Genomic DNA, 26,385 nt, shown 5'->3' with positions numbered 1-26,385 from the left:
TTTCTTCTAGGATGAATAAGAATTCTCTTGATTATGCTTGATTGTGTTGACTAAATTTCAGTGCACCAACAAAATCTGTTTGAATACAAAAGTCAGTATACAATCGCCACCAAAGTGCTCCTCTACAAATCCCCTCTCTCCAAACCTTTCCTGTGGACCTGAAGGTCAATACTTCTATATGTAGAAATTGAATAAGGCGATCAATTCCCGATAAGTTTATTCCACCCCACTATGGTAATCCTATTCCTAATCAACCTCCTCCTTCTAATCCTAGCCAATAAATCGACGGCGGACCTAAAATTCAATCATTCCTCATTTTTAAGGATAGTTGCTAGTATTCCAATTTTCTTATTCCAACCCACACAGGTAATCCTATCCCTAATCAACCTCTTCCTTCTAATCCTAGCCAATAAATCGACGGCGGACCTAAAATTCAATCATTCCCTATATTAACGGAGAGTGGCTAATATTCCAATTAACTCATTTCAATCCACAAACGTAATCCTATCCCTAATCAAGTTCCTCTCCTTCTAATCCTAGACAATTAATCGACGGCGGACCTAAAATTCAATCATACCCTATTTTAAAGTAGAGTGACTTCTGTTCAAATAAATCCATTCCAGCCCACAATGGTAATCCTATCCCTAATCAACCTCTTCCTTCTAATCCTAGCCCTAATCAACCTCCTCCTTCTAATCCTAGCCAATAAGAAAGCGCCTCTTCTTTCGAAGAGGCGCTCTGTACGTTGTCGGGAAGACAGGATTCGAACCTGCGACCCCCTGGTCCCAAACCAGATGCGCTACCGGCCTGCGCTACTTCCCGTACCTAATCAAAAACTGGCGGTGAGGGAGGGATTCGAACCCTCGGTACGGCTTTAAGGCCGTACGACGGTTTAGCAAACCGTTGATTTCAGCCACTCATCCACCTCACCGTCTGAGTGTTTTTGCTGAAATGGTTGATAATCAACCAAGCCCCGTTTAAGGGACGGCAAAAATAAGCCATCTCTTACAAATCGCCAATCCTTTTTTGAACTATTCTTAAAAAAAATCCCGATCCACTTTTGTGATCGGGATTCCTCTATTTCTTTAGGCCTTACATAGCGGCCAATTGAACTTTTTGTTGCAATTCCATCACACTCTCTCTAAACGTACTGTCGGTATCCATCAAATCTTTTACCGTTTGACAAGAGTGAATTACCGTAGTATGGTCTCTTCCGCCAAAGTGTTCGCCAATAGTTTTCAAGGAATTCTTTGTGAACGCTTTTGCCAAATACATTGTAATCTGACGCGCCTGTACAATCTCTCTCTTCCTGGTCTTCTGCAATAACTTGTCGTACGGTACATCAAAGTACTCGCACACCATCTTTTGAATCGTTTCGATGGTGATCTCTTTACTACTGGTTTTTACAAAATTTCTAAGCACGCGTTTTGCCAAATCAAGGTCTATTTCTCTCTTATTAAGCGAAGATTGTGCCAACAATGAGATCAATGCGCCTTCCAATTCGCGTACATTCGAACTGATATTATAAGCCAGGTATTTTACTACTTCCTTAGGCATGTCCAAGCCGTCGTTTTTCATCTTACGCTCCAAAATCTCAATTCTGGTTTCGTAATCGGGCAATTGCAAGTCAGCACTTAAACCCCAACGGAAACGACTGAGCAAACGCTCCTGAACACCTTCTAAATCTTTTGGACTTTTATCAGAAGTCAAAATCAATTGCTTACCACTCTGATGCAAGTGGTTGAAGATAGCGAACAATGCATCTTGCGACTTTTCAGCTCTGTTGAAGAACTGTACATCGTCAATGATCAACACATCTACCAACTGGTAAAAATGAATAAAATCATTGATAGCATTGTTTCTACTATGATCTTGGAATTGATTGATGAATTTCTCAGAACTCACATACAATACCACTTTATTCGGGTGCAAACGCTTGGTTTCATTCCCAATGGCCTGCGCCAAGTGGGTTTTGCCCAAACCAACACCACCATATATCACGAGTGGATTGAATGAACTGGCACCCGGCTTCTCTGCTACCGTTTTTCCGGCTCTGCGAGCCACGCGGTTACAATCTCCCTCAATAAAATGATCGAAAGTGTAGATCGGATTCAACTGAGAATCGATCTGCATCTTTTTCAAGCCCGGAATCACAAACGGATTCTTAACCGGATTATTTATTATTAAAGGAAAGTCCATTTCGTTATTTGCAAAAGTTTTGTACCCATATGCAGGTACGTCCATCGTTAAAGGCTTGTTCTGATGATTTCCACTGTCTACCATGATCCGATATTCCAAACGCGCCTCTTTACCCAATACTCTCCGCAAAGTCTTTGCCAATAAATTTACATAATGCTCTTCCAAGTACTCATAAAAGAACTGACTGGGTACCTGAATTACTAAAACATTACTTTTTAATTCAACCGGCTTAATTGGTTCGAACCATGTCTTGAAATGCTGCCATTCCACAATGTCTTTAATAACATCCAAACAATTACTCCAAACTTTTTCTAGTGTCTTAGCCATTATTCTATAAGCAGTTTAAAATGCTCTTTATTAAGGTTGTGTATTTACGGATTTTCCAAAGGATTTTCTACTGCTTGAAACATTGCAAAAAAATGTTGCAGGGGGGCGAATATCAAAATTTTTATTCGAAAAAAAAATTTTTTATTCACCTTATTTTGACTGTTTGTGAAAAACATTTTTTTGAAAAAATCAATCGCTTTGTTTCATTCAGTCTTTCGACCTTTTTTTGAACAAATTCGATTTCTTGTTCCACGAAAAATAAAATTTTTCCACGACAGAAACCGCCACCACTCTGCATTTAACCAGGTTTGCTACTAAAGAAAGGAAGCCTTGAATAGGGGTAAAGATTGAATCCGAAAAAAATCTTCATCAAAAAAAATATTCAACTATTGTATTTCGGAATTTTTCCTTATACAACTCAATCCATTATTCGAACCATCCACATTTTCGGATTGATATACCATCGCGCTCAAGGTAACAAACAAATCGATTCAAGAACCTTTTTTGAAATATTTTTTTCTCCTAGTTTTTGAAGTTTTCAACTAACGAAAATTAGGTTTTGGAAGTCTTATTTTGTTAACCCCTAACTACCACTTTTTTACGTGTTTCTACTCCCCATTTACCCCAGTTTCATCCATTTAAAATATTTTTGCTACTTTAACGGTCAAGAATTTTCTTTGTACTGCAAAACTACTATTATGAGAAAACTATTGTTTGCCGTGGCACTGCTATTGGCCGCTAACTTCGCCCATGCTCAAAAACCCTTGGGTTTTAAGTTAGGTGTCAATTTGTCCCAAACGCCCTCCTCAAATGTCAAAACAAGTGACTATTCTTTAGTGAAAGCCGGATTTCAAGCAGGCTTAACATATCAATTACCTATTTCAGCTTCCTTTGGATTTCAAACAGAGCTGGTATACAATTACCAATCCTCTCGCGAAAACTATTACGGCTCCGATTTACGTCTTACCTACCTTCAGGTTCCGGTTTTGGCGCAATTCACCCCAAAGAATGCCAAAGTGAAGTTTTATGCAGGCCCTCAAGTGGGTTTCCTTCAAAAAGGTGTTTATAAAAAAGATGGCCAAAAAGCCATCTCCCGAAATGGCGATTTCAACCAAACCGATTTCGGTGCTGCTTGGGGCGTAGCTACCCTGCCTTCTAAATCAGGTTTCAGTGTAGATTTTCGCATGTACAATGGTCTTACCAATGTATTCAAAGCTACTTACGACAATGGAACCAGAAGCAGAAACAATGTTTTCAGCATCTCTCTAGGCTATCGTTTCTAATACTTAAGAATATTTTCAAAAAAGCCCTTTAGCAATGCTGAGGGGCTTTTTTGTTTATAACAGCTGTCAACTTTCTGTTCTTGCATTTTCATTTCCTTCACTGCAGCGGCGCAGCGCCCTTCGAATCAACCTTCGGTTGGCTCAGGACAGGCTCGCAGCGTTTTCGCAGCGCCGAAAGTTTCTCTGTATTTCCTCCATCTTCCCTCCTCCCTTCTGTATTCCGGCTGTTCCATTATTAATTATTAATTGATTTATTATTAAATAATTCCCCCTGTTCCTCTTCTTGTTCTTTCTTTTTATTATTGTTCACCGCAAAGCCCGCGAAGAACGCAAAGACTTCGCAAAGCCAGTTACTCTTCTGTATTTCCTCGCTCCTCGTTTCCTCTTATCCTCGCTCCAGTACTCTCCTGTCTAATTATTAATTCTTAATTCTTACTTATTAATTATCCCCCCTCCTATCTTTGCACTGAATTTTCAGGCAAACTCCCTGACATCATGCAAAAACAACTCAGCCTTAAACTGAAGCCGCAAGAAGCCGCTTCTTCCTCAGCCATCATTAAGCTGGCCGCCGCAGAAATGGGCGTTCCCGCCAGTCAGATAACCGGATTTCAGAAAATACGACAATCGCTCGACGCGAGAAGCAAACAAATCTGGTTCCTGCTCACAGTAAATGTATTCGTGAACGAACCTTTCCATGAACGTCCGCTTCAAAGCTTGGAGTTCCCTAAACTAAGCCCGCAGGCAAAAAGAGTGATTGTAGTTGGTGCAGGGCCCGCAGGGCTATTTGCGGCATTAAAGCTTTTAGAAAAAGGAATCAAACCAATTGTAATTGAACGGGGGAAAGAAGTAAGAGCACGCCGCCGCGATCTCGCCCTACTCAATAAAGAAGGAATCGTAAACCCCGATAGCAATTATTGCTTTGGAGAAGGGGGCGCAGGTACCTATAGCGATGGGAAACTCTATACCAGAAGCAGCAAAAGAGGAGACATCAGCCGAATCCTATCGATTTTAGTTCAATACGGCGCCGACCCTAGAATTTTATACGAAGCACATCCGCATATTGGGACCAACAAACTCCCACACATCATTACCGCCATTCGTGAAGCCATTATTCAACACGGTGGCGAAGTTCATTTTAACACCAAACTCACGGAATTCCATCTTTCCAATTCATTGATCACCGGCATCGAAACCAATAACGGCACTATTGATGGAGAGGCTGTGATTCTCGCTACCGGACACTCAGCACGAGATGTATTCGAGTTGTTAGCAAAACAAAACATTGCAATAGAAGCAAAGCCCTTCGCACTCGGTGTGCGCATCGAGCATCCACAAGAACTGATTGATCAGGTACAATACCATTGCTTATCAAGAGGAGAATACCTTCCTCCTGCATCGTATAGTTTAGTAGAACAAGTAAACGGTAGAGGGGTATTCAGTTTTTGTATGTGCCCGGGTGGAATTATTGCTGCGGCAGCCACTGCCCCCAATGAAATTGTAGTAAATGGATGGTCGCCCTCTAAGCGCAACAATCCTTTCGCGAATTCCGGAATAGTAGCCGCAGTGAACGCACCCGATTACGAACACTTGGTAAAGAAATTCGGTCCACTTGCAGCCCTTCAATTTCAAAAAGAAGTAGAGCAAAAAGCATTTCAATATGGCGGAGGAAATTTAGTTGCACCTGCACTCCGCATGGTCGACTTCAGTGAAAATAAACTTTCTACTACCCTTCCGGAATGTTCTTATCACCCGGGGGTTAAATCAGCTCCTTTAAAAGAAGTATTGCCCCCTTTTGTAGCCCAAGCATTAGGAGAAGGTTTCAAGGCATTTGGAAGAAAAATGCGTGGCTATTATACCAATGAGGCAATTGTGGTAGCCACCGAATCGCGCACCTCCTCACCTGTTCGCATCCCAAGAGATCCTAACAGCTTGCAACACCCGCAAATACCCAATCTCTTCCCGTGCGGCGAAGGCGCCGGATATGCAGGAGGAATTGTAAGTGCAGCGATGGATGGGGAGCGAGTAGCGGAAGCAATAATCAATTAATAATTAATAATTAATAATTAATAATGAAACAGCCGGGGGTAATTAATAATTAATAAGTAATAATTAATAATTAAGAATTAATAATTAAACAGCCGGAATACAGGAAGGAGGAGGGAAGATAGAGGATAGAGGAAGGAGGCTGGTTTTGCGAAGCAAAAACAGTCCCGAAGGCGATAGCCGTTGCGGGAAACGAAGAAATACAGAATAACTTCCAACGCTGCGTTACCGCTGCGAGCTTGTCCTGAGCGAACCGAAGGTTCAGTCGAAGGACGCTGCGGTGAAAATAAAGAAAATCACTTTGCGACTCCTTTGCGGGCTTCGCGATCTTTGCGGTGAACACCCCAATTCTTAATTACCCCCTTCTTTCGCCATCAACCACCCATTCTTCAACAACTCATTTTTCCGAAAGGCTCTTTCTTGGTCTTCCAATTGCTGAGCCTGTTCAATGGTAAGAGGAGTGTGTAATAAACCGTTTAAGTCGGGGCGACCGCCGTTCACCCAGGCAGTGAACCAAAAATCGGCGATTAAGTCGGCAGACTTTATCAATTGATCATTAATGGTAGTGCCCAAGCGCTGAGCATAGGCTTTTGCAAATTCAGAGGTATAGTATTTTACTTCTTTTCCATTTCTGATTTGAATGCGAAACTTTGTTTCCTCTGTGAATTCTTTTGTTGCCTCCAATTCCTGCTGGAATACATCGGTCAACAATACAAAGGCACTTCTGCAAGCCGTCCAAATTTCGCGCTCCGGATGTTTTAAATAACGTGCACTGTGTCGTGAACTTAAATTGTAGTTCGCTAATTCAATTTCAGGCACCACAGTTTCCCACAGGGCATGCAAACCTTTTTGATTGGTGAGTTGTCCATCGTAATTGATAGATGTATGCAAAGGCACATGCGCATCACCAATATAATGCGCCAAGTCGGCGGCATAAAACAAGATGCTGTCTTTCATTTGCATGCGAAACGCATGGATCAATTGACGATAGGTGTGCATCACTTGATAGGGCACATATCCATATTTCAATAATGTATCCAATTGATACTGGCGAATTGCATCCGGCCAATGCATCGGCATTTTCCAAGCAGCGCTATCGCCATAGGCTTCAAAATCGATGAAATGCTTGGTTGCTTCCGTTGGATCATCGTTTCTACGTTGGTCGGGCCGTACCGACTGCTTCACGATATAATCCATATTCTTAAAGAAGAAGGGCTGCATACGGTTGGGTAATTCATACACCGCCAACTGATTCACGGTTCTGTGCACTAAAAATCCCCAGGAGGAGAATCCGATCAAACAAGCAAGGGCCAAGGCTCTAAATAGATACGTGCGCATAGCAAAATATTGAGGTGCGAAAATGCAGATTTTTTACAGGCTTGCATAATTTATAACTGCCGTTCAACGAATTTATTACAGCTACTGTAACAATTTAGGCCGCTCGGCTACCAATATAGTGGCTTTATTAGTAATAAGTCCCTGCTTGCCTAGGCAGTTTCACGTACCTTAGGCTTAGAATCGGTTTATCCAACTTTATTCAACCTGTGTCGCTCCAAACGATGCACCAAAACCTGAATTCATGAACGTACTGGAAATCAAAAACCTGAAGAAGTACTATGCCAGTCAGAAAGCGGTAGACGATATCAGCTTTGAATTGGCGGAAGGAAGCATCTTCGGATTGCTGGGACCCAACGGTGCCGGTAAAACCACCTTGATCCGAATGATCACCGGAATTTTCTACCCCGATGAAGGACAAATTCTCTTCAACGGAAAAAAATTTGACCCCCTTAATGATGTAGGACTCATTGGCTACATGCCCGAAGAAAGAGGTCTCTACAAAAAAATGAAAATTGGCGAACAAGCGGTTTACCTCGCACAATTAAAAGGACTCACCTACAGTCAGGCAGTGGCTGGTGTAAAAGAATGGTTCATCAAATTCAACATGGAATCGTGGTGGAATAAGAAAATGGAAGACCTTTCTAAAGGGATGGGACAAAAGCTTCAATTCGTAACCACTGTATTACACAAACCAAAATTGATCATTCTCGATGAACCATTCAGCGGTCTAGATCCGGTGAACTCAAATCTCATCAAAGATGAAATTTATAATCTAGCAAAAGGCGGAGCAAGTATCATTTTTAGTACGCACCGTATGGAGCAGGTAGAAGAAATATGCGACCATATTGTTCTAGTGAACAAGGGTAAAAAAATTCTTGACGGAACTGTTTCAGGAGTGAAGCAACAATTCAAAGAGAATTTATTCAGCATCGGTTTCGAATCGGAATTGAATAACCTGCAAAAAGAAGCGTCCAGCTTTGTGAAAATTGCAGAAGAAAAACAGCGATTGATTTTAAAAGTAAATGAAGGTTTCAAAACAAATGATGTTTTAAAGCACTTTATTAACCAAGATGCTCCTGTTAATCAATTTCAAGAGATCTTACCTAGTTTGAATGATATCTTCATCAAACTGGTACACGGAACTCCGGTATCTCGTCAATTCGAAAAAACTAACGCTTAAACTTCTTCGCTATGAACAAAGTATGGCTCATCATAAAAAGAGAATACATCACACGTGTTCGCAATAAAACATTTCTATTGTCAACCTTCCTATTACCGGTGGTAATGGTGGTGTTCATTGCAGGCTCCGTTTATTTTACCGTTAAGGGACGTCAGGAATTGAAATTGGCAGTAGTGAACGATCCCGGTTTTTATCAACAAAACATCAAAACCGATAGCTCTAAATCTGTACGATTGAGTTTTGAAAAAGGGGTTGATAGTTTAAACTATGAGAAAAAAGGATTCGATGGAGTGCTTTATATTCCGGCTGATTCTTCAACAAACTTCATTGTACATTCCAAAAAACAACTTGGTTTAGAAGCCAATGGCTATTTGGAAAGAAAGCTCAACAAGGCTGTTGAAGCCCATCTACTATTGGAAAAAGGAATTCAGAAATCAGTTTTGGATTCCATCTCAAAAGTATCCGAAAAAGCAGTCAAACTCACCAATATTGTAAACGAAGAAAACGGCAAATCCAAAACAGCCAATGCAGGAAAAGCCTATGCTATTGGATTTGGAAGTGGTATCCTCATTTATATCACCATGTTCATTTTTGGTGCCATGGTAATGAGAGGAGTAATGGAAGAAAAAACCAACCGTATTGCTGAAGTGATTATCTCCAGTGTGAAACCATTTCAATTAATGATTGGTAAGATCATTGGTATAGCAGGCGTTGGACTTACACAATTCATTCTTTGGATTATCCTTATCATCGGTATTGGGCTAGCTGCTGCAAACTTCTTAACCCCCGATACGATGCAAGACGTACAAAACGTAAGTGCTCAAAATCCGGGAATGGCACAGAATGCAGCGCTGGCGCAACAGTCGGGTGCATTGGATGCTATTTTAGGAGATACGAACTGGCCATTGATCATCGGTTGTTTTCTGTTCTATTTCTTGGGTGGTTACTTGTTCTATTCAGCCTTGTTTGCTGCAGTAGGAAGTGTGATCAATGAAGATCCTCAAGAAGCGCAGAGCTTGATGTTGCCTATTACAATGCCGATCATCTTCTCATTCATTATTTTAAGTTCAGGTCTGCAAGACACGAACAGTCCTATGATGTTCTGGGCAAGTATGATTCCATTCTCTTCCCCCATTATTATGATGGGACGACTTCCATCAGGAGTGCCTTGGTATGAACTGGCGAGCTCCATGTTGTTGTTGGTGCTGGGTTTCATGTTCACTACCTGGTTAGCCGGAAAAATTTACCGTACCGGTATCTTGATGTATGGAAAGAAAGCAAGTTGGAAAGAAATGTTGAAATGGGCTTTTAAGAAGGGATAATCAATCCTAGATATAAAAAGGGCGAACCTGAGTGATTATTCGGTTCGCCCTTTTTTATTTTCTGATTTTCAACTGTTCACCGCAAAAGACCGCGAAGAATGCCAAGAATTCGCAAAGTGATTTTCTTTATTTTCACCGCAGCGACGCAGCGGCCGCAGCGATAACGCAGCGCTGGCTGTCACACTGTATTTTCTCGCTTCCCGCAACGGCTTCGCCTGCGGGACTGCTTTTGCTGCACAAAACCAGCCTCCTTTCTCTCATCCTCGTTCCTGTTCTCACGCTGTTTAATTATTACTTCTTAATTATTAATTTCCTTCCGGCACAAAAAAAAGGAGCGTTACCGCTCCTTTTTTCTTGTTTCATTCTATTTTAGAAATCAAGCATTCTCAACAATGGATGAAAAAATCCATCGTCTTCATACTCGTCTATTTCTAGGGTGATTTTTAGTGTAGCGCCTTCTTTCACGGCTACATTTTCCTTTTTATAGGTACGGTATCCTTTTTTCTCCAATACAATGGTTACTTCTCCTGAAGCCAGTTGATAGGCTTTGAAGTTTCCGGTTGCATCGGTAACGAGTTCCTTCTTATCTAGACCTTTGCCTGTGATGGAAACGGTTACACCTGATATAGGTTTCTTCGATTCAGAATCATTGACAACGCCTGCGATAGTAGGTTCTCCTTTCTTGTCGTCACCGCCAGTGCCATTACCCCCGGTTGCATGTGCAGCCGAGAACGCTCCAGCGAAGAAAACGAAGAGCAGCATTTTTTTTGGCAATCTCATAATAATAAGTTTTTTAAGATCACTGAAAAGCTACGGTTGGTTGGAACCATTTAATGACAACTAAGTATAACAAAATGTTGCATTAAGTATGGAAAGGTACAACACAAAATTCTCTGCTCATCAATTTTAACATATATAATTTTTTACGATTCACCGAGGTCGATCTCAGTATTATCGCCAATGTTTAAACTGCGAGTTTCACCCTTCACTTCTGTATCACTACCAATCAAAGAGTGGGTTAGTACAATGTCGTGCAAATCGGCATAAGAGCCTATAATTGAATCTTTTACAATTGAATAGCTAATAGAAGTTTGTTCACCAACTGTTACATTCGGACCAATGATCGAATTCTTGATTTCACAGCCCGGCGCAATGCTCACGGGTTGAACAATAATGGTGTTCTCAAAATGGTGATCGATGGCCATGGTACCGCCAAACTTTTTTAACAAAGTGGCATTGGATTCCAATAAAGTGTCCTTTTTACCGCAATCGAACCAGTTTTGAACTTTAAAGCTCTGGAATCGAACCCCTTTTTCAATCATGCACTCCAAGGCATCGGTAATGCTGAATTCTCCGAGGGTCTTCACCTGATTCTTAATATTCGCTTCAATACACTGAAACAGCGTTTCTGCTTCACGTACTTTGTAAATGCCTACCAAAGCCATATTGCTCTTCGGAATCTGAGGTTTTTCCACTACTCGGGTTATTAAACCATCGTCGGCTATTTCGGCGACCCCAAAACTACGAGGATCGTCTACTTTTTTAACTGCCAATGCCGATTGAGGCACAGCCAACATAGCTTTTACATCATACTCACAAATGGTGTCACCCAAAACAATGAAGATTTCGTCGTTGTTTACAATTTCACGGGTGAGCTGAATGGCGTGTCCAATGCCATGACGTTCAGTCTGTTGTACAAAATGAGAGGTTAAATGCGGGTATTTTTGACGCACATAATCTTGGATTTTTTCTCCTAGATACCCGATGATGAAAATGTATTCGGTAATGCCGGCTTCTTCCAATTGGTCGATTATGATGCTCAAAACCGTTTTTCCTGCCAAAGGAATCAAAGCCTTAGGTTGTGTATAAGTGTGGGGGCGTAATTTCGTACCTGCGCCTGCTACGGGAATGATAGCCTTCATGAATGCTGTTTTTACCTTAAATCTCAAATCTTACCGGAGTTAATCACTCCGTGCTGCATCAAAAACGCGAGTGAAAATAGTGAATTTATGGTTACTAAATACCTGCTTCAAAAAAAGGTGTTTTCATGAATGGACTTTAATTTTGCGCCCGAATGGCCTTTGTGGCAAAAAACTCAATCAAATGCAAAAAGACAGTCAGATTTTCGATCTCATTGAACAAGAATTAACCCGTCAACGCAATGGTATTGAACTCATTGCTTCTGAAAACTTTACTTCCTATCAAGTGATGCAAGCTATGGGAACCGTTGCAACCAATAAATATGCAGAAGGATATCCCGGTAAACGCTATTATGGTGGATGTGAAATTGTGGATCAAATTGAAACCCTGGCCATCGAACGTTTGAAAAAAGTTTTCAATGCTACTTGGGCTAATGTGCAACCCCACAGTGGAGCGCAAGCCAATACAGCTGTATTTCTCGCTTGTTTGAAACCCGGCGATGCCATCTTAGGATTGGATCTTAGCATGGGCGGTCACTTAACACACGGTAGCCCTGCCAACTTCAGTGGTAAAACGTATCGCGCTCTTTTCTATGGTGTTCACCAAGATACCGGATTGGTTAACTACGAGCAACTCGAGGAAGTAGCTAGAAAAGAAAAACCAAAAATGATCATCTGCGGAGCTTCTGCTTATAGCCGCGATTGGGATTACAAACGCATCCGTGCCGTTGCCGATGAAATTGGCGCCTTGGTATTGGCTGATATCGCACACCCGGCCGGTTTAATTGCCGCTGGTTTGTTAAGCGATCCGTTCGATCATTGCCACATCGTAACTTCTACTACCCATAAAACATTACGCGGTCCTCGTGGTGGTGTGATCATGTTGCGCCACGATTTCGAAAATCCTTGGGGATTGAAAGACCCTAAAGGAAACATTCGTACCATGAGTCAATTGCTCGACTTAGCGGTATTCCCCGGTATGCAAGGTGGGCCATTGGAGCATGTGATTGCTGCAAAAGCAGTGGCTTTCGGAGAGATCTTATCCGACGACTTCAAAGCCTACGGAAAGCAAATCATTGCCAATGCGCAAGCCATGGCAGCCGCCTTCGTAAAACGTGGTTACAATTTGATTAGTGGAGGTACCGACAACCATTTGATGTTGATCGATCTTCGCAATAAAAATATTACCGGTAAAAAAGCACAGGAAACACTCGACAAAGCGCACATCACTTTGAATAAAAATGCGGTGCCTTTCGATGATAAATCGCCATTCGTTACTTCAGGTATTCGTGTGGGAGTTCCTGCCATCACTACTCGTGGCATGAAAGAAGCGCACATGGAAACTGTTGTTGAGTTCATTGATACGGTATTGATGAATATCGACGATGAAGCCAAAGTAGCTGCTGTAAAAGAGCAGGTTCACAGCTTTATGCAACAGTTCCCACTTTATCCAGAATTAGGTTAATTTCACAATATGATTCAACGCATTCAAACCATTTGGTTACTAATAGCAGGCGTACTGTCGGTTGTTACTTTAAAACTGGCTTTCTTTGGTGGCAACATCACTGATGCTACTGGAGTTAAAGTTTGGTCAGAATTGAACGGTACCAGCAATTTTTTGATGTTATTGCTTACAGTAGGTGTAACGGTACTTTCGGCCATTACTCTTTTTCTATTTAAGAATAGGAAACTGCAGTTAAGACTTACGGCAGCCGCCATCATTGTTTCACTTTTGTTGATCACTCTTTATTTCGTTGAATCTCAGAAATATACCGAAGGGAAATACGCCCTAACTTCGATCTTTACTTTTGCCATGCCGGTATTTCTGGTGCTGGCGGCAAGAGCCATCTATAAAGACGAACAACTCGTGAAAAGTGCCGATCGCTTTCGTTAGTTTAAGTTTTCTTTTAGTTTACATCAACTATGTTTGCGCCATGAAATTCATGGCGCATTTTTTTTACAGAAATCTTCAAACCATTTCAAAAAAGCAGGCCTTTGTTGGAGGGGTATTTATTTTGGTGCTTTTACTGAATGGAATTAGTACAAGTGCACAATCGCTAAGCGCCGATAACTTCTTTGGTACTCGAACCAAAAACAGCGCTTTAATAGATACCCTGATGAAAAAATCAGGATTTACGTTGTTGCAAAAAGAAATGGATACCGCAGCTTCATCCGTTTCGAAGTATTATACCAGTGTTGAAAAAATAGAAGATGATAAAACATGGGTTCGTTCCTTTTCTTATACAGAAATAAAAACAGAACACATAGATTCGAGACTCACAATTTATCGAACCTACAATAAAGAAGAATACCAGAAATTCTTAGTCTGGCTTTTCGAACACCAATTCACCACTGTTAAAAACGAAGACATCAAAGGAGGCAAATATGCCGTATATAAGAACAGCGATTTCGAAGTCCGCGTATCAGCATACAACAAGAAAACGGATGGAGGAAGACTTGTGAAGATGTATGAGTTTGAATTCTAGAGCGTTTTGAGTTTAAAGTTATAAGTTTTAAGATGGCATTGAAAAACTTACTACTTAAAACTCAAAACTGAATACTTATAAAAACTTCCCTGTTTGACTGCCTTTCACCAATTTTAATCCTGCCGGTTCACCACTATATACCAGTGTACCGCCACCGTCACCGGCTTCGGGACCCAAATCGATCACCCAATCTGCCGAACGAATCACATCCGTATTGTGTTCAATTACGAGAATGGAATGTCCTTGATCGATCAAGGCATTAAAAGATTCCAATAATTTATTGATATCGTGAAAATGCAAACCTGTTGTTGGCTCGTCGAAAATAAATAGTATATGCCCTTGAGCTTTTCCTTTTCCAAGAAAAGAAGCCAATTTCACCCGTTGCGCTTCACCACCCGATAGAGTATCCGAAGATTGTCCAAGTTTGATATAACCAAGTCCAACCTTTTGAAGCGGACTGATTTTGTTTACAATATCTTTCTCATCCTTAAAGAATTCGATTGCCTGGTCTACACTCATTTCCAAAATATCAGCAATGTTTTTCTCGCGGTAATGCACTTCCAATACTTCTTCTTTAAAACGTTTGCCGCCGCAGCTTTCACAAGTTAAATGCACATCCGCAAGAAACTGCATTTCTACTACTTGTTCGCCTTCACCCTTACAGGTATCGCAGCGCCCACTATCAACATTGAAAGAGAAATGCTTGGGTTGAAATCCGCGTAATTTGCTTAGTGGTTGACTGGCATACAAATCACGGATTTCATCGTAGGCTTTGATATAAGTAATCGGATTGCTTCTTGAACTTTTTCCGATGGGGTTTTGATCCACCATTTCAATTTGTGTAATGAATTCCACATCACCGGTAACAGCTTTGTGCAATCCCACTTTATCTCCTGCCAATCCTTTGATCTTTTGCAAAGCGGGATACAATATCTGTTTTACCAAGGTGGTTTTACCACTGCCACTCACTCCGCTTACTGCCGTTAATATTTGTAATGGAAATTCCACAGAAATATTCTTCAGATTGTTCTGCATGGCTCCTTCCACTTTTACAGACCTGCGCCACTTGCGTACTTTCTTTGGAGGAAGAATACCCAGTTCTCCCTTTAAGTATTTTCCGGTTAAGCTTTCTTTGTTCTTAATAATGGAATCATAATTTCCCTGGGCTATCACTTCACCACCTAAATGAGAAGCCAAAGGTCCCATGTCAATAATATAGTCGGCTTCCCGCATCATCATCTCATCGTGCTCTACTACTACAACGGTATTACCTAGATCGCGCAATTCTTTCAATACTTTGATCAAGCGTTCTGTATCGCGCGCGTGCAGTCCGATCGAAGGTTCATCCAATATATATAAGGAGTTAGTCAGATTGCTTCCTAAAGAGCGGGTTAATTGTATGCGCTGGCTTTCTCCGCCACTTAAAGTATTGGCCAATCTGCTTAAGGTTAAATACCCCAGCCCCACATCGAGCAATGTTTTAAGGCGGTGATGAATTTCCAACAATACTCTCTTTCCTACTTCTTTCTCATAGGTAGAAAGCTTCAACTCATCGAACCATTTTTTCAAATCTTTTACCGGCATTTCACAAAGCTCTCCAATATGAGCTCCTCCAATTTTCACATACAGTGCTTCTTTTCGAAGCCGGTAGCCATTACAATCAGGACAGGTGGTGCGTCCACGGTAGCGTGAGAGCAACACTCTGTATTGTACCTTATATAGATTCGATTCTACTTCTTTGAAAAAATCATTGATCCCAAGCATATCGGCCCCACCTTCCCACAAGGTTTTGTATTGTGCTTTGGTGAGTTCCATGATGGGTTTGTGAACCGGGAAATCTGATTTGCGCGCGCCTTTAATGAATTGGTCTCTCCACCAACCCAGCTTTTCACCTTTCCATGGAGCAACAGCTCCGTCGTAAATACTGAGTCGTCGATCAGGAATTACCAAATCGGTATCAATACCCAATACCTGACTAAAGCCTTCACAGGTTGGACAAGCGCCAAATGGGTTATTAAATGAGAAGAGATTGGGAACGGGTTCTTCGAAAACGATTCCATCCAATTCAAATTTATTGGAGAAGTGAAGGTGTTTGTCACCATCGATTTCCAATTCCATGGCCCCCTCACCTTCATAGAAAGCGGTGGTAACAGAATCGGCGATGCGGTGAAGATCTTCCTCCTCAAATTCTTTTGTTACGATACGATCAATTAAAATATAGCAGGCTTTTGTGGGCTTCCAAGAGGCGTCTTCCAATAAATCTTCGATGCGAAGTGGAGCACCGTTCTCGTATAATCGAGTAAAGCCCTTTTGCATTAGAATATTCAGCTCTTCTGCAGGCTTTCGGTTCTTATGTTGTTTGAAAGGAACAATGATCATTACTTTGGAACCCTTCTTCAATCCTTCGATAGCCGTTACTACGTCTTTTACATCGTCTTTCTTCACTTCCCTACCCGAAACAGGAGAGATGGTTTTTCCAACGCGAGCAAAGAAGAGTCGGAGATAGTCGTAGATCTCGGTCATACTACCTACTGTAGAGCGGGGGGTTCTTGTAATTACTTTTTGCTCAATAGCGATCGCAGGGCAGAGCCCTTTGATGAAATCCACATCGGGCTTCACCATTCTTGCCATGAATTGCCTCGCATAGGCACTCAAGCTTTCGGCGTAGCGACGCTGGCCTTCTGCAAAGAGGGTATCAATGGTCAAGGAACTTTTACCCGAACCGGAAACACCGGTTACTACCACTAACTTATTGCGCGGGATACCCACGGAAACGTTCTTTAGATTGTGAACGCGGGCTCCTTGAATAAAAATTTCGTCAGCAGCTGACAAATGTGATTTATTTGTGGATTTTGTGCTAGATTTACTCTCCGTCCTCATAAATAGACCGGAAAATTACGAAGGTCCCTCCAAGAAAAAACTAAAATTTTTGTCATCTTATTCACATCGGAGGAAAAATATTTTAAAAATTATCATAAAGTTTGGTTTTTTCACAAAAGTGTATATCTTTAGCACATAATTCACATTTGAATAACAAACTAAACTGTTTCGCCTATTGAATTGAGCACTTCTACTCCGAAAAGCCGTTTTAAATAAAATCCATAACATAACAAATATCCTATCACCTTCAAAAACCCGTAGAAGTTTTATGAATTCCCTACGTAAAAAAACCGACCATGAACTAATCCAAGATTTCCAAGAGGGAAATCTCAATGCGCTCGAAGTCCTCGTTATCCGTCACAAGGACAAAATGTACACCTCCATCTTATTCCTGGTAAAAGACAAGTATTTAGCTGAAGACATCTTCCAGGACGTTCTCATTAAAATTATTGATACCATCCGCGGTGGACGTTACACCGAAGAAGGTAAGTTTTTGCCTTGGGCAATGCGTATTGCGCACAACTTGTGTGTAGACCATTTCCGCAAAGTAAAACGCACTCCCGCCATTAAAACCAGCGATGATCGCGACATCTTCGAAGTGTTGAACTTCACAGAAGAAGGTGCTGACGCCAAAATGATGAAGCGTCAAAGCCACGACCGCGTTCGTCAAATGCTGGATTTGTTGCCCGACGATCAACGCGAAGTGATCATCTTACGTCACTATGCCGATTTAAGCTTTAAAGAAATTGCAGCTTTAACAAATTGCAGTATCAATACGGCTTTAGGTCGCATGCGTTACGGGTTAATTAACCTCCGCAAAATGATGTTGCAAAAGAAAATCGCTCTCTAATTGGTTTAAGTAAGTTTTAACGGATGTGATATGGTTCCAAAACTAGCTGTCCGTAAATTTACAATACTGCTTGAGTGATAATATTGTCATGCTGGTTCTCCCTCATACGAAAGAATTGCTCTGAAGGCTGACCCAGTATGACGCCTAACTAATCGGCTCACATGGTACGAACATGTGAGCCGATTTTTTTTGGGAAGAGTGGTGAGTTCTGTGATTTAGGTGTTAGGCTTTAGGCCTTAGGTGTTAGGCTTTAAGTAATGCATTCACCGCCAAGAGCGCAGAGACCGCAAAGCATTCGCAAAGTCTTTGTCCTCCTCTCCTCGCTCCTCGTCTCCTCTCATCCTCGCTCCTGCACTCTGCTGTTTCATTATTAATTATTAATTCTTAATTATTAATTACTTCAGCCCCTGCTCCAACCAAGCCTTATACTCCTTCACATTTGGCGTATATCCTACAGGTTTGGTGATTAGGTTTTCGTCGGCAGTGATTACTGCATACAAAGGTTGAGAAGCGTTTTTGAAGTTTTCCGATTGGAAAGTGCTGTAGAGATCGCCTACTGTTTTGATCGGTACTTTGGCACCTTCTGTATTGGTATAAAGAAATTGATCTTCGTCCTTTAACACTCTTCGATCATCAACATACAAACTCAACAAAATGTATTTCTTTTCGATGATCTCTTTTACTTCCGGATCGGTCCACACATTTTCCTCCATCTTTCTACAGTTCACACAAGCCCAACCGGTAAAGTCGATCAGGATGCGCTTGTTCTCTTTTTTTGCCAATGCCAATGCCGCTTCGTAATCATTCACCACTTGAGGTTCTACGCGCCCTTCGGTAGTCCCTTTCTTTCCATACCAACTATAACTCAACGGCGGAGGAAATCCGCTGATCAGCGATAAGTTGGCATACTTGGTATTGGTTAAACCGGGCACCATGTATAGAGCAAATATCAAAAAGATCGTTGCAAGTATTTTTCTTCCCAAACTCAATTTAGGCGGTGGTGGATCGTAGCTAAATTTCAACACACCAAACAAATACAAAGAAGTAGCCAATGCAATGGCAATCCAAATGGCAAAGAAGGTTTCACGCTTCAAAATTCCCCAATGCTCTACTAAATCGGCATTGCTAATGAACTTGATCATTAAGGCTAGTTCAATAAAGGCAAATACAATTTTCACCGTATTCATCCAACTTCCGGAGCGGGGTAATGAATTCAAGAAACGAGGGAACAAGGCAAACAAACCGAATGGCAGCCCGAGCGCGATTCCAAATCCGGCCAACGCAACGGTTAATTGAATGGCGCCGCCATTATCGGTCAAAGCCCCTACCAGTAAGGTTCCCAAGATAGGACCGGTACAAGAGAACGACACGATGGCTAGCGTCATTGCCATAAAAAAGATACCGCCAATGCTTCCCATATCGCCTTTTGAATCTACCTTATTTGCAATACTGCTGGGCAAGCCAATTTCATAGAGTCCAAAAAAGGAAAGTGCAAACACCAAAAAGATGGCTGCAAAGAATAAGTTCAACCAAGCATTGGTTGCAATATTATTAAGTATAGCAGCATTCCCTGCTTCCAAGAAATAAAAAGGAACACTGATAATCACGTAGATCAGGAAGATGAAAAACCCATAGAGAAAAGCATTGCGAATTCCCTTCTTGGGATCCGTTGCCTTTTTCGTAAAGAAACTAACGGTCATGGGTATCATTGGAAAAGTACAAGGCATTACGAGTGCTAAAAGTCCTCCGGCAATACCAAGTAAAAAAATAGACCATAAGCTTTTCTTTCCTTCTGCACCGGTTCCTCCAACATCATAAGTGGGATGATCAACATCAATCGCATTTCGTTTAATTCGCGCTGCTCCGCTAGTTGATCCGGCTAATTCAGCCGATACCAGTGTGGCCGCACCGGATGCATCAATTTTGATTTTAAAGGGAACATCGATGGGATTGGTAAAATTATCGGCTTTAAAGGCCATGTATTTCAAGGCGCCTTTGATCAAACTATTAGGGGCCGCATCAAAAGATAGTAATACGGTGCCATTCGATTTGAAATATTGAACATCGGCTTCCAAAAGTGAGTTCTTTTCTTTCACCGTGTTGCCTTCCGATTTCAATTGAAGATTCGAAACCGTTACGCCCGAATCAAACGCTACTCTTGTATTGGGAAAATCATCGCTCATTTCAGGAGCAAAAACACCCCAACCGTTGTCTATAGATGCAGTGGCGGCAATAGTGTAATGTCCCTGTTCCCATTTTACAATTTTAAAGTTCCATTTTGCGGGATTCACCAATGAATCTTGCGCTTGAATATTTCCAAACAAAAGAGTCAAACAACCTATCAACAAGAGCTGTACGCTGCGTTTCATATCGTCTATTCGCTTATTAAAAAAACGGGCTTCTGAAACAGAAACCCGATATATCACGTAAATGTAGTTAATTATCCTCCGATTTGAACGGTGAAGGGGATTTCAGAAGGTACCAAACACTCTCGCTCGCCACAAACCAAAAACAATACTTTCCCTGCAAGGGCTGTCTTTACATTCGCCTTTACCTTCACCACTTTTACGAACTCTACCTTTTTTTCGTAGTAGTTCACCATGCCACCAAACATCTCTTCGTTCTTTTTAATCAGGTTACCTACTTCTTTAATTTCACCATCGGCATTTACCAATGGGTTCTTTGTAAACGTAAATTTTGTTGGAAGCGGCCCCTCTACTCCTGCATTTTGAGCATACATATGCCATTCAGGATTAATGGTAGCCGTCATGTGAATTTCGTAAGTTTTATCAGCTATTTTTTTGGCGGTGAAACTCCAGTTCACCTGTTTGCTCGATTGTGCAAATGAGGTGCTGATACTTACCACTAATACGGCCAGAAGAGTGTAAAATGCTTTCATGTAACAAACTTTGATCTTAGATATAAACGGTAAAGTTCGCTTTTAGAATGCTAATGGTTTGCAAAAAATATTATACGAGAGAGGCCAATTTAGCTTGAGCGATGCCATTCATTACTAAAGCCTTGAAAATCAATCTACCATCAGTATTTCCGAGGGTATCTGAACAGGCTCTTTCCGGGTGCGGCATCATTCCAAACACATTTCTGCCTTCGTTACAGATACCTGCGATGTTTTTGGTAGCGCCATTAGGGTTGGCGGCAGGAGTAATATTGCCCTGTGCATCGCAGTAGCGGTAGATGATTTGGTTGTTTTTTTCCAAAGAAGCCAGGGTATCGGCATCAGCGTGGTAACGACCTTCGCCGTGCGCAATGGGGATACTGAGCGCCTTATCGGAACCTACTCCCTTGATATATACGTTCTTACAAATGAATTGTTGGTTGGCATTTCTCAATAATACGCCGGGTAAAAGCTGCGATTCGCATAAAATTTGGAACCCATTACACACCCCCAGTACTTTACCTCCTGCATTGGCGAATTCAATTACACTCTGCATCATAGGGCTGAAACGCGCAATGGCGCCGCAACGCAAGTAATCGCCATAGCTAAATCCACCGGGTAAGACAATACAATCTTCGGTAGTAAACGTACTGAGATCCTTGTCTTTATGCCATAACATTGTTACGTTTTGCTTCAAATCATTTTGAAGGGCATCTTGCATGTCTCTGTCGCAATTAGAACCGGGGAATACTACCACTCCGAATTTCATATTCTGGGGATTTTTATTGATGCCGCAAAGGTACTTGAAAAGATGGGATTTTAAAAAGGCGTGCAAAACTTAGGTCATATAGTTGATATATATCGCAAAAGCGAAAATATTCCACTGTAAAACCATGGGGAAAGTCTTGTTATTGGGATAGAAATAGGCAGAAGCATGGAAGGCTGAAAGTGGAACAGCAAAGAGCAACCAACTTACGTAGTTTTCTTTCCCATTGGTCAATAACATAAGCGCTGCTACCATCAAATAGAGCAACAACAAGCTCCAGTTTTTCCGAACCTGAATCAACATCTTGTTCAAGTTATTTTGAACATAGAACCCGCCAATAACAAACCCCAACATCAATAGCAAAATACTGAGTGTTATCGTTACTGAATTGGGTAACACAGGCAAGGTAAAGTGAATAATGGGGAGTATTTTGGTCCAAGCAAACTGGTTGTTCAGAAATAAGATGATTCCTAAAAAATAGTAAGGAGTGGTAACACCCAAGAGCCCCAACAACCACTCACGAATGGCAAAGGGCCGCATGATGAAAAGTGCTAACCAAATCAATAGTATAAAGAGAATCGCAGGTTTGTAGAGCAAAGTGGTGACCCCCATTACAAAACCAATATTAAAAATGGCCGTTACCGCTTTGTTCGAATTGTACAATTCAATCATCCGATAGAACAAAGCAATGAGCATCGTATTTACAAGCAAGGGCGCTGAAAACAAACTCCACTCTTTCATCAAGGAGGTAATCAAGATATACGACATGGCCGGCAGATAATTTGGGCGGGCCAACATCTTATTATTGTTGCAAATACGATTGAAAATACTGGCTTGTACAAATAAGAGGAGAAAACTCAGAAAAGAATACACCAAATTAGGCAAGTGCAGACCTCGCAAGAATTGAATCAAAATAGTAAATAGAAAGTTGTCTTCCTCCTGAACCAACGGCCCTACCGGGTGCATGAATATCGGGAATTTCAGTGCCAGTGCGTACACCAACAGCAGCAAGGTATTGGAAGAGTTTTTTTGACGAAAAATGCCTGTCACGACAACTATTTAAAATTCGATTTTGGCAAACGTAAGATTGTTTCGGTAAAAACAAGGCAAAATCATCACTTTAGAACTCACTTGTTTTCCATACCGTGGTAAAAAATCCATATCGCGGTCCAAATTCTTCAAGGTAGGAAAGCGGGTGATTTTACCATCGGGAGCAACACTTTGATTGTTCAATAACATGGTTCTTCTCTCATACATATTAAATACTACTTGTATTTCACTTCCGGTAATCATCAAGAAATGAGATAACAAAGCATCTGACTCATCATCGTATTGAGCCTTGGGAATGGCATTGTTCCATTCTAAGGTTCCTGCTGCGTCTATTGAGAAGATCATGATGTTTTCAGAATGAAAACGGGTATTCTGATTGTTCCCGCGGCCATAATTCCAACGATCCCAATAAAAACTATTGTATGGACTAGAATAGGGAGAATAGTAATAATAATTCAGTGGCGTCATCCATGGATTGTTGTAGAAATTGCGATAACCGAAGCGATCAAATGTAGTTCCTCTAGACGTTGTGTAGGACGATTCTGCAAAAAGTAATACCCCACCGTCTTTTCGAACAATGATATTGTTGATGAAGAAATCATCGAACGCTGTTTTGATATTCGACTCAGGGCCTTTGGCCAATTTGCGCATTTCTTCGTTGAACACATATTCTTGTTCGCGCATCATGGCTCTTGTATTCTTATCCCATATGGCGGTATACAATCCATCGATATTCCCTCTTTTTTGCTTGTAATACAAAGCAGAGAAAATATAGCGTTTATTGGTATTATCTACTTTCAACTTGATATCATCCAAAATAACGTCTTTGGTTTTCAAGCCGGCTACGGTGAACTGTGAATCAGATGCAGCTTTTGTAACAATGCGCAAATCGGTGATCAATTCCGATCCGTTCTTCTTTATGTATTTTCCAAACACCATATCCCCTTCGTTATCGAGCATAAAGTCGGTAAAGAAATCGTTGGTTTCCTCCATCGGCATATCGAGACGGTGCTTGTACTTGAGTTCTAATTGACTGTTGTAGAGTAAGGTGGTGAATTTGAAATTGCGAGAATCCTTGCTGTTTATTTTGAAAACCATGATCTGCTTCTTATCGTCGCTAAAAATGGTAGTATAGATCTTATTGTTGGCCGACCAACCAATTTTCGTAGTATCCAGTTCTACAGGCTCTGTAATGCGTTTCCCTTTACCATCAATTTTTACCGCCATACAATAAACGATATTGCGTTTTTGGATCTGATAGATCATCCAGGCGAAATCACTGTAGGCAACAAAGTCAACATTGATCCATCGATCGTCCATATCGGTTTGTTTAACCCTATCAACGAATTTCATATCAGCATCATAAACACTGATATCGTTCATATTTCGGTTATTCTTAAAAACGAGGAAATTCCCCCCAACTTTGCCGATGATTTCGAAATTAGTGCGCTTGGTATCCTCGTGCTCGGGTTCAGTATAAGAGATTTTCTGTGCTTGAACTGTTACGCTAATCAAGCCTAATACCAGCAAGCAAATGCCTTTAATTGTTGTATGGATTTTCATCTTCATCTTCTTTATAGCAGCATCTTATATGCCAAATTACGGATTGTGGTTGCCTCGCCCAAACTTTATCCTCAAATTTAAGAAATTGGTTCTCAGGGTTGGGGATGCGGGGTTTCGGGTATTTACACAGTTAAATACAATAAAAATGGATGCTATTTAGTTTTTTTACCTATACCTTTGTTGTGTCATTTTAACACTATGACAACAACTGTAGCCGGTTGGCCGGCATCAGAACTTCAAGTTTTCTTACCGTGGGCAAACATAATATCAACAAAGTTAGCGCTGCTACCTTACTGATCGCATTAGGAATTATCTATGGAGACATTGGAACTTCTCCACTCTACGTTTTCAACGCAGTTATCAATGGCCGTGAAATAAGAGAAGACCTCATTTTGGGGAGCTTGTCTTGTATTATTTGGACCTTGACCCTGCAAACCACTGTTAAATACGTAATACTGACCCTCCGGGCCGATAACCGTGGGGAAGGTGGGATCTTCTCCCTCTATGCCTTGGTTCGCCGCCAGAAAAAATGGTTGGTGATTCCTGCCATGCTGGGCGGAGCCGCCCTCCTGGCCGATGGTATGATCACGCCTCCCATCTCCGTAGCTTCGGCTATTGAAGGTTTGAAGCAGGTGCCTGCTTTCCACGACATTACGCAAACCACCATCGTATACATCGTAGTAGCCATTATCGCGCTGCTGTTCTTCCTTCAGCAATTTGGAACAGCATCCATTGGGAAATTGTTCGGACCAATGATGTTTATTTGGTTCGTCATGCTGGCTGCCATTGGTATCAGTCATATTTCTGACGACCTCGATATTCTAAAAGCTTTCTCTCCTCACTACGCCATACAATTGCTCACCACGTATCCAAAAGGGTTCTGGATCTTAGGTGCCGTGTTCCTTTGTACCACCGGGGCTGAAGCCTTGTACAGCGATTTGGGCCACTGTGGAAGAGACAATATTCGCATCTCTTGGATCTTTGTAAAATCAACCTTGATACTGAACTATCTTGGGCAGGGTGCTTGGTTGCTCACGCAAAAAGGGAAGGTATTTGCGAATGAAGACCTTTTGAAAAAACCGGAGTTTTTAGCGCAATTCCCCAATGCTTTAGAACTGAAATCAACATTTTATAGCATCATGCCTCAGGGCTGGTTTCTTTATGTGGGTGTGGCCATTGCTACTATGGCGGCCATTATTGCCAGTCAGGCCTTGATCAGCGGATCATTTACATTGGTAAGTGAAGCGATGCGATTGAACCTTTGGCCAAAAATGAAGATCAACTTCCCTTCAGAGGAAAGAGGTCAATTGTTTATTCCAGGAATCAACGTTTTGTTGTTTTTAGGATGTACAGGTATCACCTTGTACTTCCAATCGTCCTCCAACATGGAAGCAGCTTACGGCTTGGCCATTACCATGTGTATGATTGCTACTACTATTCTTTTCGCTAATTTTCTCATTACCAAGCGAGCCGCTTCATTTTTAATTTATCTATTCTTAGTAGTGTATTTGGCAATTGAATTTTCATTCCTTTTTGCCAACCTCGATAAATTCCCTCACGGTGGTTATGTAACCCTAATTGTAGGTGGTGGACTTTTCGCGGTCATGTATATTTGGTTCCGCAGTAGAAAAATCAAAAATCGGTACGTTGAATTTGTGCGCTTGGAACACTACATCCCACAAATTCAGGAATTGAGCAACGACCGTACGGTTCCTAAATATGCAACACACTTGGTGTACCTTACAAGTGCCAACAATCCTAAAGAGATTGAACACAAGATCATTTATTCCATTCTTAATAAAAAACCGAAACGTGCGGATATCTATTGGTTTGTGCACGTTGATACCTTAGACGACCCCTATACTTGCGAATACTCCGTAGATCATATCATTCCGAATGACATCATTCGAGTTGAATTCCGCTTAGGATTCAGAATGGAACCTAAGATTAACCTGATGTTCCGTAAAGTGGTGGCCGATTTGGTGGCGAATAAAGAAGTGAACATCACTAGCAGGTACGAAAGTTTAGAACGTAACAATGTGGTTGGCGATTTCCAATTTATTGTGATGGAGAAGTACCTGAGCCAAGACAATGAGCTCCCTTATTTCGAACGTATCATTATGCGCATGTACTTCTGGTTAAAAGAATTGAGTCTTTCAGAAGAAAGAGGATTTGGATTGGATACTGCGAATGTAACTATTGAAAAATTCCCTTTGATTGTGTCACCAGTTCCCGACTTGAAGTTGAAACGAGTTTACAACGAAGAGGAAGTTTAATTTGATC

The 26,385-nt window shown here is 41.4% G+C and carries 19 protein-coding genes and 2 tRNA genes; 9 read left to right on the top strand and 12 right to left on the bottom strand.

Annotated elements, in window-relative coordinates; all coding sequences use genetic code 11:
* Positions 1–748: 748 nt before the first annotated feature.
* The 3 genes from ACQ2HE_RS10880 to dnaA form a co-directional block, all read right to left on the bottom strand.
* Positions 749–822, bottom strand: a tRNA-Pro gene (locus tag ACQ2HE_RS10880).
* Between the two features lie 15 nt (positions 823–837).
* Positions 838–931: transfer RNA gene (locus ACQ2HE_RS10875), tRNA-Ser, on the bottom strand.
* A 161-nt stretch (positions 932–1,092) separates the two neighbouring features.
* The gene (gene dnaA / locus ACQ2HE_RS10870; RefSeq protein ID WP_430899589.1) at positions 1,093–2,526 is read right to left on the bottom strand and encodes a chromosomal replication initiator protein DnaA; all 1,434 of its coding nucleotides are present in this window, start codon (positions 2,524–2,526) and stop codon (positions 1,093–1,095) included.
* 698 nt (positions 2,527–3,224) lie between these two features.
* On the opposite strand from dnaA, the gene ACQ2HE_RS10865 reads away from it, so the two are divergent.
* On the top strand, positions 3,225–3,809 hold the full coding sequence (locus ACQ2HE_RS10865) for a porin family protein (RefSeq protein ID WP_430899591.1): 585 nt from the start codon (positions 3,225–3,227) through the stop codon (positions 3,807–3,809).
* Positions 3,810–4,304: 495 nt separating this feature from the next.
* Complete coding sequence (locus ACQ2HE_RS10860) at positions 4,305–5,855, top strand: NAD(P)/FAD-dependent oxidoreductase (protein ID WP_430899593.1); 1,551 nt, start codon at positions 4,305–4,307, stop codon at positions 5,853–5,855.
* Between the two features lie 348 nt (positions 5,856–6,203).
* On the opposite strand, the gene ACQ2HE_RS10855 is transcribed toward ACQ2HE_RS10860, so the two are convergent.
* Entirely contained in the window at positions 6,204–7,190 is a 987-nt protein-coding gene (locus ACQ2HE_RS10855; protein WP_430899595.1) for a zinc dependent phospholipase C family protein, read from the bottom strand.
* 241 nt (positions 7,191–7,431) lie between these two features.
* Between ACQ2HE_RS10855 and ACQ2HE_RS10850 the strand changes: the two genes are divergently transcribed.
* Positions 7,432–8,370 carry an ABC transporter ATP-binding protein gene (locus ACQ2HE_RS10850; protein ID WP_430899597.1) on the top strand — a complete coding sequence of 313 codons (939 nt, stop codon included), beginning with the start codon at positions 7,432–7,434 and terminating at the stop codon, positions 8,368–8,370.
* Between the two features lie 11 nt (positions 8,371–8,381).
* The gene (locus ACQ2HE_RS10845) at positions 8,382–9,692 is read left to right on the top strand and encodes an ABC transporter permease (RefSeq protein ID WP_430899599.1); all 1,311 of its coding nucleotides are present in this window, start codon (positions 8,382–8,384) and stop codon (positions 9,690–9,692) included.
* Between the two features lie 369 nt (positions 9,693–10,061).
* On the opposite strand, the gene ACQ2HE_RS10840 is transcribed toward ACQ2HE_RS10845, so the two are convergent.
* Positions 10,062–10,472 carry a carboxypeptidase-like regulatory domain-containing protein gene (locus ACQ2HE_RS10840; protein WP_430899601.1) on the bottom strand — a complete coding sequence of 137 codons (411 nt, stop codon included), beginning with the start codon at positions 10,470–10,472 and terminating at the stop codon, positions 10,062–10,064.
* Between the two features lie 143 nt (positions 10,473–10,615).
* Complete coding sequence (locus ACQ2HE_RS10835; protein ID WP_430899603.1) at positions 10,616–11,614, bottom strand: sugar phosphate nucleotidyltransferase; 999 nt, start codon at positions 11,612–11,614, stop codon at positions 10,616–10,618.
* Between the two features lie 181 nt (positions 11,615–11,795).
* Between ACQ2HE_RS10835 and ACQ2HE_RS10830 the strand changes: the two genes are divergently transcribed.
* From ACQ2HE_RS10830 to ACQ2HE_RS10820, 3 genes are read left to right on the top strand one after another with little or no spacing between them, the layout of a single operon-like run.
* Positions 11,796–13,076, top strand: coding sequence for a serine hydroxymethyltransferase (locus tag ACQ2HE_RS10830; RefSeq protein WP_430899605.1), 1,281 nt, complete (start codon positions 11,796–11,798; stop codon positions 13,074–13,076).
* Positions 13,077–13,085: 9 nt separating this feature from the next.
* Positions 13,086–13,505, top strand: a complete 420-nt coding sequence (locus ACQ2HE_RS10825) for a DUF4293 domain-containing protein (RefSeq protein WP_430899607.1) — start codon at positions 13,086–13,088, stop codon at positions 13,503–13,505.
* Positions 13,486–14,097, top strand: coding sequence for a hypothetical protein (locus ACQ2HE_RS10820; protein WP_430899609.1), 612 nt, complete (start codon positions 13,486–13,488; stop codon positions 14,095–14,097). The genes ACQ2HE_RS10825 and ACQ2HE_RS10820 overlap by 20 nt, the downstream gene beginning before the upstream one ends.
* A 75-nt stretch (positions 14,098–14,172) precedes the next feature.
* Here the strand turns inward: ACQ2HE_RS10820 and uvrA are convergent, their stop codons facing one another.
* On the bottom strand, positions 14,173–16,929 hold the full coding sequence (gene uvrA, locus ACQ2HE_RS10815) for an excinuclease ABC subunit UvrA (RefSeq protein WP_430899611.1): 2,757 nt from the start codon (positions 16,927–16,929) through the stop codon (positions 14,173–14,175).
* A 316-nt stretch (positions 16,930–17,245) separates the two neighbouring features.
* Between uvrA and ACQ2HE_RS10810 the strand changes: the two genes are divergently transcribed.
* Complete coding sequence (locus ACQ2HE_RS10810; protein ID WP_430899613.1) at positions 17,246–17,827, top strand: sigma-70 family RNA polymerase sigma factor; 582 nt, start codon at positions 17,246–17,248, stop codon at positions 17,825–17,827.
* A 395-nt stretch (positions 17,828–18,222) separates the two neighbouring features.
* Here the strand turns inward: ACQ2HE_RS10810 and ACQ2HE_RS10805 are convergent, their stop codons facing one another.
* The 5 genes from ACQ2HE_RS10805 to ACQ2HE_RS10785 all read right to left on the bottom strand — a co-directional run bounded on the left by ACQ2HE_RS10805 (position 18,223) and on the right by ACQ2HE_RS10785 (position 24,102).
* Positions 18,223–20,196, bottom strand: coding sequence for a protein-disulfide reductase DsbD family protein (locus ACQ2HE_RS10805; RefSeq protein ID WP_430899615.1), 1,974 nt, complete (start codon positions 20,194–20,196; stop codon positions 18,223–18,225).
* Between the two features lie 71 nt (positions 20,197–20,267).
* Positions 20,268–20,726: a protein-disulfide reductase DsbD domain-containing protein gene (locus ACQ2HE_RS10800; RefSeq protein WP_430899617.1), complete on the bottom strand. Its 459-nt coding sequence runs from the start codon at positions 20,724–20,726 to the stop codon at positions 20,268–20,270.
* A gap of 70 nt (positions 20,727–20,796) precedes the next feature.
* Positions 20,797–21,492, bottom strand: coding sequence for a phosphoribosylformylglycinamidine synthase subunit PurQ (gene purQ / locus ACQ2HE_RS10795; RefSeq protein ID WP_430899619.1), 696 nt, complete (start codon positions 21,490–21,492; stop codon positions 20,797–20,799).
* Positions 21,493–21,561: 69 nt separating this feature from the next.
* Positions 21,562–22,539: a hypothetical protein gene (locus tag ACQ2HE_RS10790; protein ID WP_430899621.1), complete on the bottom strand. Its 978-nt coding sequence runs from the start codon at positions 22,537–22,539 to the stop codon at positions 21,562–21,564.
* A 9-nt stretch (positions 22,540–22,548) separates the two neighbouring features.
* Complete coding sequence (locus tag ACQ2HE_RS10785) at positions 22,549–24,102, bottom strand: hypothetical protein (protein WP_430899623.1); 1,554 nt, start codon at positions 24,100–24,102, stop codon at positions 22,549–22,551.
* 218 nt (positions 24,103–24,320) lie between these two features.
* Between ACQ2HE_RS10785 and ACQ2HE_RS10780 the strand changes: the two genes are divergently transcribed.
* Positions 24,321–26,378 carry a KUP/HAK/KT family potassium transporter gene (locus tag ACQ2HE_RS10780; RefSeq protein ID WP_430899625.1) on the top strand — a complete coding sequence of 686 codons (2,058 nt, stop codon included), beginning with the start codon at positions 24,321–24,323 and terminating at the stop codon, positions 26,376–26,378.
* The last annotated feature ends 7 nt before the right edge of the window (positions 26,379–26,385 follow it).

It is taken from the genome of Endoryza foliicola (genome assembly GCF_050589245.1).
GTDB lineage: Bacteria > Bacteroidota > Bacteroidia > Chitinophagales > Chitinophagaceae > Endoryza > Endoryza foliicola.
This window is presented reverse-complemented; position numbering and strand designations above follow the sequence as displayed.